Annotated in this window: 11 protein-coding genes; 4 read left to right on the forward strand and 7 right to left on the reverse strand. The window is 51.9% G+C overall.

Annotated features, from left to right (window positions below; all coding sequences use genetic code 11):
* Positions 1-2: 2 nt before the first annotated feature.
* The 6 genes from rbsK to kup all read right to left on the reverse strand — a co-directional run bounded on the left by rbsK (position 3) and on the right by kup (position 6,948).
* Positions 3-932 carry a ribokinase gene (gene rbsK, locus E4Z61_RS16900; RefSeq protein WP_135323764.1) on the reverse strand — a complete coding sequence of 310 codons (930 nt, stop codon included), beginning with the start codon at positions 930-932 and terminating at the stop codon, positions 3-5.
* A 137-nt stretch (positions 933-1,069) separates the two neighbouring features.
* Complete coding sequence (rbsB, locus tag E4Z61_RS16905; protein ID WP_135323765.1) at positions 1,070-1,960, reverse strand: ribose ABC transporter substrate-binding protein RbsB; 891 nt, start codon at positions 1,958-1,960, stop codon at positions 1,070-1,072.
* Between the two features lie 24 nt (positions 1,961-1,984).
* Complete coding sequence (gene rbsC / locus E4Z61_RS16910) at positions 1,985-2,950, reverse strand: ribose ABC transporter permease (protein ID WP_135323766.1); 966 nt, start codon at positions 2,948-2,950, stop codon at positions 1,985-1,987.
* 4 nt (positions 2,951-2,954) lie between these two features.
* Positions 2,955-4,460 carry a ribose ABC transporter ATP-binding protein RbsA gene (gene rbsA / locus E4Z61_RS16915; RefSeq protein ID WP_135323767.1) on the reverse strand — a complete coding sequence of 502 codons (1,506 nt, stop codon included), beginning with the start codon at positions 4,458-4,460 and terminating at the stop codon, positions 2,955-2,957.
* A 7-nt stretch (positions 4,461-4,467) separates the two neighbouring features.
* Positions 4,468-4,887, reverse strand: coding sequence for a D-ribose pyranase (rbsD, locus tag E4Z61_RS16920; protein WP_135323768.1), 420 nt, complete (start codon positions 4,885-4,887; stop codon positions 4,468-4,470).
* A 192-nt stretch (positions 4,888-5,079) separates the two neighbouring features.
* Positions 5,080-6,948, reverse strand: a complete 1,869-nt coding sequence (gene kup / locus E4Z61_RS16925; RefSeq protein WP_096758970.1) for a low affinity potassium transporter Kup — start codon at positions 6,946-6,948, stop codon at positions 5,080-5,082.
* Between the two features lie 329 nt (positions 6,949-7,277).
* On the opposite strand from kup, the gene ravA reads away from it, so the two are divergent.
* Both ravA and viaA read left to right on the forward strand, forming a co-directional pair.
* On the forward strand, positions 7,278-8,774 hold the full coding sequence (gene ravA, locus E4Z61_RS16930) for an ATPase RavA (protein ID WP_135323769.1): 1,497 nt from the start codon (positions 7,278-7,280) through the stop codon (positions 8,772-8,774).
* Positions 8,768-10,219: an ATPase RavA stimulator ViaA gene (gene viaA / locus E4Z61_RS16935; protein WP_135323770.1), complete on the forward strand. Its 1,452-nt coding sequence runs from the start codon at positions 8,768-8,770 to the stop codon at positions 10,217-10,219. The genes ravA and viaA overlap by 7 nt, the downstream gene beginning before the upstream one ends.
* Positions 10,220-10,222: 3 nt before the next feature.
* Here the strand turns inward: viaA and asnA are convergent, their stop codons facing one another.
* Positions 10,223-11,215: an aspartate--ammonia ligase gene (gene asnA / locus E4Z61_RS16940; protein WP_135323771.1), complete on the reverse strand. Its 993-nt coding sequence runs from the start codon at positions 11,213-11,215 to the stop codon at positions 10,223-10,225.
* A gap of 151 nt (positions 11,216-11,366) precedes the next feature.
* Between asnA and asnC the strand changes: the two genes are divergently transcribed.
* Complete coding sequence (gene asnC / locus E4Z61_RS16945) at positions 11,367-11,825, forward strand: transcriptional regulator AsnC (protein ID WP_045449013.1); 459 nt, start codon at positions 11,367-11,369, stop codon at positions 11,823-11,825.
* Positions 11,826-11,912: 87 nt separating this feature from the next.
* Positions 11,913-12,362, forward strand: a complete 450-nt coding sequence (gene mioC / locus E4Z61_RS16950) for an FMN-binding protein MioC (RefSeq protein ID WP_135323772.1) — start codon at positions 11,913-11,915, stop codon at positions 12,360-12,362.
* The last annotated feature ends 106 nt before the right edge of the window (positions 12,363-12,468 follow it).

Here is a 12,468-nt window from a genome sequence, read left to right on the forward strand (position 1 = left end):
CGTTACCTCTGCTGACCTAAAAACGCCTCAATTTCTTCGCGCCACGGAACGGAGGGCTGTGCGCCTTTACGCGTTACCGCAATCGCCGCGGCCGCATGCGCAAAGCGAATCGCCTCAGGCAACGGTGTCTCTTCTAGTAGCGCTGTGATTAGCGCACCGTTAAAAGTATCTCCGGCAGCGATGGTATCAACAGCATCCACTTTAAAGCCGGGAACACGATGACCTTCACCGTTTACACTGGCCCAAACGCCACGGCTTCCTAGGGTAATCAGTACGGTGTGAATACCCTTCGCGTGCAACGCCTGCGCCGCTTTAGCAGCATCTTCATCGTTTTCCACCCGTATCCCCGTCAGCCTTTCAGCCTCGGTTTCATTCGGGGTAATGATGTCCACCAGCGACAGCAGTTCATCAGAAAGTTCACGTGCCGGAGCCGGGTTAAGCGCGACCGTAGTGTTATGTTGACGCGCAATTTTTGCCGCAGCCAATACGCTTTCGATAGGAGATTCTAACTGCATCAGCAATGCCGAAGCCTGCGCAATACGGTCTCGCTGAGCCTCCACCAGCGCAGGAGAAAGTGCGGCATTCGCTCCTGCATGAATAGCAATAACGTTCTCGCCTTCAGCATTGACAAAAATCAGCGCCACACCGGTCGCTTCGCCAGAAATAACACTAATTGGCGCAATATCGATGTTATCGCTGGCTAATTGTTTACGTACACTTTCACCAATATCATCATCCCCCGTACAGGCAATGAATGAGATATTTGCGCCACTACGACCCGCAGCAACCGCCTGGTTCGCGCCTTTTCCGCCAAATGCGACCTGATATTGGCTACCGGTTACGGTTTCGCCGGGTGTCGGAAAAGAATTAAGGTTGAGGATGTGATCGGCATTAATGCTGCCAAGAACAACGAGGTTGCCTGCGGTTTTCATGTTCGGTATTCCAAGTCAAAGTGCGCCACCGGGTTAGGGTGGCGCGTGCCCTGCTTTTCTTTTTACGCTTTCATCTTCAACTGTCTGAGGATGGCGTATTTATGTCGCCATCAGGTCGCGAACGACCTGAATCGCTATTACTGCTTGATGACCAGCTTCAGGTCAACCGGATATTTAGCCTGAACCTTCTCGCCTTTCAGTACCTTATCCGCAGTCTCAACGCCTTTTGCGCCAATCTGATCCGGTAACTGAGCGATGGTCGCAGCCAGTTTGCCATCATTTACGGCTTTTTCGCCATCAGGCGTACCGTCAAATCCAACCACCATCACATCAGATTTACCCGCAGTTTGCAGAGCACGCAGCGCGCCCAGCGCCATTTCATCGTTCTGAGCAAATACAGCCTGCACATCAGGATGCGCGGTCAACAGGTTCTGCATAACGTTCAGACCTTTGGTACGGTCGAAGTCTGCTGGCTGGCTGGCCAGCACGTTAAATTTGTGTGCCGCAACAGCCTGCTGGAAACCTTCGCCACGCTCACGCGCCGCCGATGTTCCGGCAATACCCTGCAGTTCGATAACTTTCGCGCCTTCACCGGCTTTCTTCGCAATGTAATCACCAGCAATCTTGCCGCCCAGCACGTTATCAGACGCAATATGGCTGACAACTTCACCTTTGCTTGCCTGACGGTCCAGGGTGATCACCGGAATTTTCGCCTGGTTAGCCATCTTCACGGCATTACCCACGGCATCAGAGTCGGTCGGGTTAATAAGCAGAATTTTAGTCCCACGAACGGTTAGGTCCTGAACGTTTGCCAGCTCTTTCGCCGGGTTGTTCTGCGAATCCAGAATAACCAGGTTGTAACCCAACTTATCGGCTTCTTTTTGCGCCCCATCTTTCAGAGAAACAAAGAACGGGTTGTTAAGGGTGGAGACCACCAATGCAATGGTATCTTTTGCCATCACATTCGCGCTCACGGTGGCGCTTAGCGCAACAGCAGAAACCAGGGTAGCCAGTTTTTTCATGTTCATATTTAAGATGTCCTGTAGTCGTTGTTACTGCTTTTTGTTGTCTACCAGTACCGCCAGCAAAATCACCACCGCTTTAACGATCATCTGGTAATAGGAGGAAACACCTAACAAATTCAAACCATTATTGAGGAAACCAAGAATCAGTGCGCCGATCAGCGTACCGACAATACGTCCTTTACCGCCCGCGAGGCTGGTACCGCCCAACACGACTGCCGCGATAGCGTCCAGCTCATAGCCGGTACCTGCCGTCGGTTGTGCAGAAGAGAGACGCGCCACTTCGATGATGCCTGCCAACGATGCCAGCAGCCCACAGAGTGAATAAACGATAATTTTGATCTTACTGACGCTGATGCCGGACAGACGCGTTGCCGCTTCGTTACCGCCCAACGCATAGATATAGCGACCCAGACGCGTATGGTGCAGCATGTACCACGCCGCCAGGAAGACAATTCCCATAATCCATACCGGCGTTGGGACGCCTAATGGACGACCAATACCAAACCAGCCAAACAGATCGGCATTTTCGGTAAAGCCGGTATTTACTGGGCTGCCGTTGGTATACACCATGGTCACACCACGCAGCAGCAGCATCATCACCAGGGTCGCGATAAACGCCTGTACGCGGCCTTTTGCCACAATTACCCCGGTAACAGCACCAATTGCTGCGCCAGCTGCCAGCGCAGCTGCAACGGCCACCAGCGCATTGACTTCAATCCCTACAATTGAAGCGGCAATCGCACCGGTAAGCGCCAGCAGAGAACCGACGGACAGATCAATACCCGAAGTCAAAATAACCAGCGTCATGCCGACGGCCATAATGGCGTTTACCGATGTTTGCTGGAGAATGTTGAACAGGTTATTAACGGTAAAAAAGTTGGGGCTCATGGTGGAAACAATCGCGATCAGCACTAACAGAGCGATGAGCGACTTTTGCTCCAGAAGCCATGCTTTAGTGAAATAACGGCGACCAGAAACAGCCTGGGTAGTCATCTTTTTACTCCTGATTCACGCGATTAAGCTTGCCCACAGCGGCAGCCATTAATACTTCCTGAGTGGCCTGCTCGCGAGTGAATTCACCGCCGAGATGCCCTTCATGCATGACGATAATGCGATCGCTCATGCCCAATACTTCTGGCATCTCCGAAGAGACCAGAATGATGCTCAGCCCATCGGCCTTAAACTGGTTGATAAGCTGGTAAATCTCTTTCTTGGCCCCGACGTCCACGCCGCGTGTTGGCTCATCAAGGATCAACACTTTGGGTCGGGTCATCAAACCACGCGCAATCGCTACTTTTTGCTGATTGCCGCCGGAGAGCAGGCCGATAGCCTGTTCCATTGAAGGCGTTTTAACATTGAACAGACGGATAAAATCATCCACCGCCTGCTGCTCATCTTTATGTTTCAGACTGCCGCCCGCACGGCTGAAGTAGCGCAGTGCGGTCAGCGACATGTTCTCTTTCACCGACATGCCCAGCACTAAGCCATCGCGTTTACGGTCTTCAGAAATATAGACGATACCGTTGGCCAGCCCATCCTGCGGAGAACGCGTAACCACTTCATGCCCGTCAAGTGTGACGTACCCGCTGGTGCGCGACAGCGCGCCATACAGCACTTTCATCAATTCGGTACGACCGGCGCCCATCAAGCCAGAAATACCGAGGATCTCGCCTTTGCGCAGTGTGAATGACACATCATGCACCCCTGGACCACACAGGTTATCAACCTTCAGGCGCACATCGCCTGGCGCTTTATCCAGGCGCGGGTACTGATCTTCCAACTTACGTCCCACCATCATTTCAATGAGCGAATCTTCGGTAAGTGAGGCCACTTCACGTTCGGCAATAAACTGCCCATCGCGGAATACCGTCACATCATCGCAAATCTCGAAAATCTCTTTCATACGGTGAGAAATATAGACAATGCCGCGCCCCTGAGATTTCAGCTCACGGATAACAAGGAACAAGGATTCAGTTTCAGTGTCGGTCAGCGCGTCCGTCGGTTCATCCATAATGATGACTCTGGATTCAAAGCTCAGCACTTTGGCAATTTCGACCATCTGCTGATCGCCAATCGACAACTCCCCCACCAGCCTGTCGCTTTTAAAGCGCAGATTGAGTTTGGCGAGCAGCAGATCGGCTTCGGCATACATCTTCTTCCAGTCGATTTTGCCAAAGCGATTCACAAACTCACGACCAAGGAAAATGTTCTCGGCGATTGTAAGTTGTGGGATCAGGTTCAGCTCCTGGTGGATGATGCCGATCCCAGCCTCCTGGGAGGATTTGGGACCGTTAAAGGTGGTCTCTTTCCCCAGCCACAATAACGAACCAGCATCACGGGTGTAGATACCGGTCAGGACTTTCATCATGGTGGATTTGCCCGCGCCATTTTCACCCACCAGCGCCATAACGCGACCTGAGTAGACATTCAACGCGGCGCCAGATAGCGCTTTAACGCCCGGGAACGCTTTATCGATCCCTTTAAGTTGCAGTAATGCGTTCATGATGGCCTCAGAACGTGACGCCAGCACAAAGAATGATATTCGCATACGGAGAACATTCTCCGCTGCGAATTACCGCCTGACTGTCTGCGGTCTGTTTTTTAAATTGTTCATGCGTGGTGTAACGAATTTCTATGGTATTTCCCTGGTGTTGTTGCAGTTGCTCAATGTGGCTGAGCAACGTTTCGTGGAGTTGCGGATTATGTTGTTTGATTTCCGTCGCGAGAATGGCCGTCTCGACCTGCATTTCACGCGTGACCACATCCAGTACCTGCATAAAAGAAGGTACGCCCTGGGTTAATGCCATATCAATACGCGTTGTGGTGTTCGGGATGGGTAAACCCGCATCACACACCACCAGCGTATCGGTATGCCCTAGACGGGAGATCACCGATGAAATTTCAGAGTTGAGTACCGTGCCTTTCTTCATTTTCTTTCCCCACTAGCGAAACGTTTCGCTGAAAATTAGTTTAGTCCGAAGGATGCACATAAAACCACCGCGAGGTTACGAAAATGTGATCGTCATCGAAACGTTTCGCAAGCCGTATCATCAGAAGAAAGGAAAATAGTGAGGGAGAAAACAAAACGCCCCCTTTCGTGAGGAAAGAGGGCGTCGGTAGCGTTAAATCTCGACCTGAGTCCCGAGTTCAATTACTCGGTTAGGCGGGATCTCAAACTGATCAGGCGCACGTAGAGCATTACGCTGCAACAGCAGATATAGCTTGCCACGCAAACGTAAGTACCACGGTCGCTTGCCGACAATCAGCGACTCGTGCGACATAAAGAATGAGGTTTCCATCATCCGACAGCTTAAGCCTTCCAGACCGCAACGATGGAAGACTTCCTCGACGTTCGGTGTTTCGCGCCAGCCGTAACTGGCAACCACGCGCCAGAAGGTCGGCGACAGCTGCTCAATTTGTACCCTACGCACATTATGAACATACGGCGCATCTTCTGTACGCAGCGTCAGCAGAATCACGCGTTCATGCAGCACCTTGTTATGTTTGAGGTTATGCAGAAGCGCAAACGGGATGACATTCATGGCACGGGACATATACACCGCTGTACCCGGTACGCGCACCGGCGGCGATTTCTCCAGAGAAGCAATCATCGCCTCCAGAGAGTTGCCGTGTTCATGCATACGGCGCAGCAGACGAAAGCGTTCGCTTTTCCAGGTAGTCATGATGGTGAACATCACCAGACCCAGTGTCAGCGGCAGCCAACCGCCGGAAATAAGTTTATCGAGGTTCGCGGAGAACAGCGGAATATCGATGCACAGGAAGGCCACCAGAATCAGGAAAACGAAGTATTTATTCCAGTGCCAGTTTTTGCGTGCCACGGTAGTCGACAGAATAGACGTCAGCACCATCGTCCCCGTCACCGCAATACCATACGCGGCGGCCAGGTTACTGGAGTGTTCAAAGCTGACAATCACAATCACCACGGCGATATATAGCATCCAGTTAACGAACGGAATATAGATCTGCCCTGACTCCATCTCTGAGGTATGGATGATGCGCATAGGCGACAGATACCCCAGACGTACCGCCTGACGCGTCAATGAGAATACGCCGGAGATAACCGCCTGCGAGGCGATAACCGTAGCCAACGCGGCAAGGATCAACAGGGGAATCAGCGCCCAATCCGGTGCCAACAGGAAGAACGGGTTTTTGATTGCTTCAGGATGTTTTAATAGCAACGCCCCCTGACCAAAATAGTTCAGCACCAGTGAAGGTAACACCACGGAGAACCACGCCAGGCGAATGGGAAACTTACCAAAGTGGCCCATATCAGCGTACAGCGCTTCAACGCCGGTTATCGACAAAACCACCGCACCCAGCGCAATAAATGACAACGTTTTGTATTCGAGGAAGAAATGCACCGCCCACATTGGGTTTAACGCCTGCAGCACTTCCGGGTTAGCAATAATGCTACGTACGCCCAGCACCGCCAGCACCAGGAACCAAACCAGCATAATGGGAGCAAAAAGCTTACCCACTGTTCCGGTACCATGCTTTTGAATCATAAACAGCAGCGTCAGGACAATAATAGAGAGTGGAACTATCCAGGTATCCAGCTGTGGCGCCACTATCTCCAGACCTTCAATCGCCGACATAACCGAAATGGCAGGTGTAATCACCACCTCACCATAGAAGAAGCTGCCGCCAATCAACCCCATAATGACCAGCATAGAGGTTGTTCGCGCCGAGGTATTGCGCCCGGCCAATGACATTAACGTTAGGATCCCGCCTTCCCCGGCGTTATCCGCGCGCATGACAAACGTAAGGTATTTAATGGAGACAACAAAGATCAGCAGCCAGAAAATCAGCGAGAGAAAACCAAATACGGCATCACGTTCAACGCCAAAACCAAACTGGCCGGACAAACATTCACGAAGCGTATAAAGTGGGCTGGTACCAATATCACCGTAGACAACCCCAATCGCTGCGAGGGTAATCGCAGACAATGATTGTTTATTATCAGTGCTCATAGACTCGTCTTTCGTTTATACACATCATCTTTCACGCCACTCCGTCTGGGCTGCATTCGTTATTCCCCCCATCCCAGGAGAAAACTCCATTGCCGCCTTGGTGTAGATTGATTGATTTGGTGTATATATAAGAAATGTGTGCGTCGTCCCTTGGCCCACAAAAAGGCGCACAGTATGCACGATTAATCACAAAATCGTACCCCTAAATGTGGCCAGATTAATCTGGCTCAAAGAAAACTTAGCGCACCTTCAGTCTATTAATGTACTGGTGCAGAGCATCTATACTCGCAGTTTACGCAGTACATTTGGCGAAAGGACGCCACTTCATTATGGCTCACCCACATTTATTAGCGGAAAGAATTTCCCGTCTGAGCAATGCGCTGGAAAAGGGACTTTATGAACGTAGCCACGCTATTCGTCTTTGCCTGCTGGCGGCTCTTAGCGGTGAGAGTGTGTTCTTACTCGGCCCGCCCGGGATTGCGAAAAGCCTAATTGCGCGTCGGCTGAAGTTTGCATTTAAAAACGCGCGCGCGTTTGAATATCTGATGACGCGCTTCTCTACACCAGAAGAGGTTTTCGGCCCTTTGTCCATTCAGGCCCTGAAAGATGAAGGACGCTATGAGCGCTTAACGGCGGGTTATCTTCCAGAAGCTGAAATCGTCTTTCTGGATGAAATCTGGAAAGCGGGCCCGGCAATCCTCAACACGCTGCTGACCGCCATTAACGAACGCCACTTTCGCAACGGCGCATTTGAGGAAAAAATCCCGATGCGTCTGCTGGTGGCGGCGTCCAACGAGCTGCCTGAAGCAGACAGCAGCCTGGAAGCACTGTATGACCGTATGCTGATTCGCCTGTGGCTGGACAAGGTGCAGGACAAGGCCAACTTCCGCTCTATGCTGTTAAGCCAGCAGGATGAAAGCGACAATCCGGTCCCGGCAACATTACAGGTGACTGATGAAGAGTATTACCAGTGGCAAAAAGATATTGGCGCTATAACACTTCCCGATCGTGTCTTTGAGCTGGTCTATACGCTGCGCCAGCAACTGGATGCGCTACCGAGCGCCCCGTACATCTCTGACCGTCGCTGGAAAAAAGCAATCCGGCTGTTACAGGCCAGCGCCTTCTTCAGCGGACGCGATGCGGTCGCGCCTATCGATCTTATCCTGTTGAAAGATTGCCTGTGGTACGACGCGCAAAGCCTGAACCTGATGCAGCAACAGCTCGAAATATTGATGACCGGACACGCCTGGCAGCAACAGGCAATGCTGACGCGTTTAGGTGCTATTGTTCAGCGCCGCCTCCAGTTACAGCAGCAACAGAGTGATAAAACAGCCTTTACCGTCATTCGTCAGGGTGGGATATTCAGCCGCCGTCCTCATTATGATTTACCAGCGGACGTTAATACGTCGGTTGTGACGTTACTGCTGCAAAAACCCTTAAAGCTTCACGATATGGACGTTATCCATATTGCGTTTGAACGTAGCGCGCTGGAACAGTGGCTGACCAAAGGCGGCGAGATCCGTGGCAAATTAAACGGGATCGGCTTTGCCCAGACGCTGAACATGGAAGTCGACAGCGATCAGCATCTGGTCGTGCGCGACATCAGTTTACAAGGCTCGCGCCTGGCGCTACCGGGTTCATCGAAAGAGAGCATGCCCAGCGAGATAAAAGAGCAGCTTGAAGCGCTCGACAACGAGTGGCACCAACAGCACCGCGAGTTTAGCGAACAGCAAAAATGTCTGTTTATTCATAGCGACTGGTTAGGTCGGATTGAAGCCAGCTTGCAAGACGCCGGTGAGCAGATCCGCCAGGCACAACAATGCTGACGCTTGATACGCTCAATATTATGCTGGCGGTAAGCGAAGAGGGGATGATCGAAGAGATGATCCTCGCTCTGCTGGCTTCCCCACAGCTGGCAGTTTTTTTTGAAAAATTCCCCCGGTTAAAGAAAGCGATAGCCAACGATCTTCCCCGCTGGCGCGAGGCGTTACGCAACCGTCTGAAAGATACCCGCGTACCACCGGAGCTGACGGAGGAAGTGATGTGTTACCAGCAAAGTCAGCTCCTTTCCACCCCGCAGTTAATCGTCCAGCTACCGCAAATATTATCGCTACTGCACCGGCTGCATTCCCCCTACGCCGGACAAGCCCAACAGCTAATTGATAGCAATAGTACATTCACCCCCGCATTGCATACGCTATTTCTACAACGCTGGCGTTTAAGCCTGGTGATTCAAACCACCACGCTGAACCAGCAGTTACTGGAAGAAGAGCGCGAACAGCTGCTCAGTGAAGTCCAGGAGCGGATGACGCTGAGCGGACAGTTGGATCCTGTGCTGGCGGAAAACGACACGGCCGCAGGACGTTTGTGGGATATGAGCGCTGGTCAAATCAAACGCGGCGATTATCAGCTGATTGTGAAGTACGGCGATTTCCTGTCGCAGCAGCCCGAACTCCAAAGGCTGGCCGATCAGTTGGGCCGCTCCCGGGAAGCCAAATCGGTACCGCGTAAAGATGCGCCGATGGAAACGTTTCGTACGCTGGTGCGTGAACCAGCCACCGTCCCGGAGCAGGTTGATGGCATCCAGCAAAGCGACGACATTTTGCGTTTACTCCCCCCGGAACTGGCAACACTTGGTATCACCGAACTGGAATATGAGTTCTATCGGCGGCTGGTGGAAAAACAGCTGCTGACATATCGCCTGCACGGCGAAGCTTGGCGTGAGAAAATCACCGAGCGTCCGGTCGTGCATCAGGATTTTGACGAGCAGCCTCGCGGACCTTTTATTGTCTGCGTGGATACGTCGGGCTCAATGGGGGGATTTAACGAGCAATGTGCAAAAGCCTTTTGTCTGGCACTGATGCGCGTTGCCCTCGCCGATAACCGCCGCTGCTTCATCATGCTATTTTCGACTGAAGTTGTGCGCTACGAACTCTCTGGGCCGCAGGGTATTGAGCAGGCGATCCGCTTTTTGAGTCAGCGCTTTCGCGGCGGTACGGACATTGCCAGCTGTTTTCGCGCCATTATTGAAAGAATGCAGGGACGGGAATGGTTTGATGCCGATGCGGTCGTTATTTCGGATTTTATCGCCCAGAGGTTGCCCGATGAGGTCGTCGGAAAAGTGGGGGAATTACAACGGGTACATCAGCACCGTTTTCATGCGGTCGCCATGTCAGCCCATGGCAAACCCGGCATCATGCGCATTTTCGATCATATCTGGCGCTTTGATACCGGGATGAGAAGCCGCCTGCTCAGACGCTGGCGGCGTTAATGCTTACAGCAGCGAGGCCACGCTTTCACGGACCTGCGCAGGCCATACGCCGCACTGTACCTGACCAATATGCGGTAACTGCAGCAGCAGCATGGTCAAACGTGACTGGCCAATACCGCCGCCAATGGTCTGCGGCATTTCGCCGCGCAGCAGCGCCTGGTGCCATTCCAGACTCAGGCGATCTTCGTCACCGGTCAGGGACAGCTGGTGTTTTAATGCGTCAGCATCCACACGGATCCCCATTGAAGACAACTCAAACGCATCTTCCAGTACCGGGTTCCAGACCAGGATATCTCCGTTTAGACCGGCATAACCCAGCTCGGAAGCTGAACTCCAGTCATCATAATCCGGTGCACGAACGTCATGACGATGACCATCGCTGAGCTTGCCGCCAATCCCTACCAGGAATACTGCCCCCAGGTCTTTCGCGATTGCACGCTCACGACCTTTGGCATCGAGATCCGGGTAGCGAGATAACAGCTCCTGGCTGTGAACAAAATGGATCTGTTCTGGCAGGAACGGTGCCAGACCAAATTCTTTGCTTACCGCCGCTTCGGTCGCTTTAATTCCCGCCCAGATAGCCTCTACCGTGCTTTTCAGAGTGGAGAATTGACGCTCACCGTCGCCCATTACGCGCTCCCAGTCCCACTGGTCTACATAGACCGAGTGAAGCGGAGAGAGGCGGTCTTCATCGGGGCGCAGGGCTTTCATGTGCGTGTACAGCCCTTCGCCTGCGCTGAAGTCGTGTTGTCCCAGCGTTTGACGCTTCCACTTCGCCAGTGAATGCACCACTTCGAACTGGGCATCTGGCAATGCTTTCACTTTCACCTGCACCGCTTTTTCACAACCCGACAAGTTATCCTGCGTACCATCTCCTACACGACTCAGGATCGGTGCCTGGACTTCAATCAGCCCCAGACGCTCTTCCAGTTGGCGAGAAAAATGAGATTTCACGAAGCTAATTTGACGTTGTTTGGCAATGTAAGCGGTTTTCATTATGTTTACTCCTGTGTCCTGTTGCCTATGATTAAGCAACAGAATGCGGTCAATATTCAATAATCAACAAACAAAAAGCCGTATTCGATTTTGATTCGTTAAAATTACACGCTAAAATAGAGTGAATCATCAATCTATATAAGAAAAACCTATGGAAAATTATCAGATCGACAATCTGGACCGCGGCATTCTTGACGCCCTGATGGAAAATGCCCGTACCGCCTATGCAGAACTGGCCAAACAGTTTGGTGTCAGCCCGGGGACGATCCACGTGCGCGTAGAGAAGATGAAGCAGGCCGGGATCATTACCGGCGCGCGCATTGACGTCAGCCCCAAACAGCTGGGCTATGACGTTGGGTGTTTTATCGGCATCATTCTGAAAAGCGCGAAGGACTATCCGTCCGCATTGGCCAGGCTGGAAAGCCTCGATGAAGTGACCGAAGCGTATTACACCACCGGCCATTACAGCATCTTTATTAAGGTCATGTGCCGATCCATCGATGCCTTACAGCAGGTACTTATCAACAAGATCCAAACAATCGATGAAATTCAGTCCACTGAAACCCTGATCGTCCTACAGAACCCGATTATGCGTACTATTCGTCCATGATCGTTTTTTTAATCCCCTATTTTTCCACAGGTAGATCCCAGCTCATTCACAGCGTACAATAGCCCCTCTTTATCAGGATGGGCTCTTATGGCGGACATTACTCTTATCAGCGGCAGCACCCTTGGCGGTGCCGAATACGTTGCAGAACATCTGGCTGAAAAGCTGGAGGATGCAGGTTTTTCAACCGAAACCTTGCACGGCCCGCAAGTAGAAGAACTCTCACCCTCAGGCATTTGGCTGGTGATCAGCTCAACGCACGGAGCGGGAGACATTCCGGACAACCTGCTTCCCTTCTATAAAGATCTTCAGTCTCAGAAAACCGACCTTTCCCAGATTCGTTTCGGTGCAATTGGCATCGGCAGTCGCGAATACGACACCTTCTGTGGCGCGATCGATAAATTACAGGCTGAACTGACCTCTTCTGGTGCAAAACAGATCGGCGAAACGCTCAGGATCAACGTCCTCGAACACGATATTCCGGAAGATCCAGCAGAGGTTTGGCTCGGATCTTGGATTAATTTACTCAAAAATGTGTAAAGATCGTGCGATCGAGTGTGGATAACTCTGGTAGTAAGCTTGGATCAACCGGTAGTTATCCAAAGAACAACCGTTGTTCAGTTTTTGAGTTGTGTATAACCCTTCA

The sequence above is a fragment of the Citrobacter tructae genome, from assembly GCF_004684345.1.
Taxonomy (GTDB): domain Bacteria; phylum Pseudomonadota; class Gammaproteobacteria; order Enterobacterales; family Enterobacteriaceae; genus Citrobacter; species Citrobacter tructae.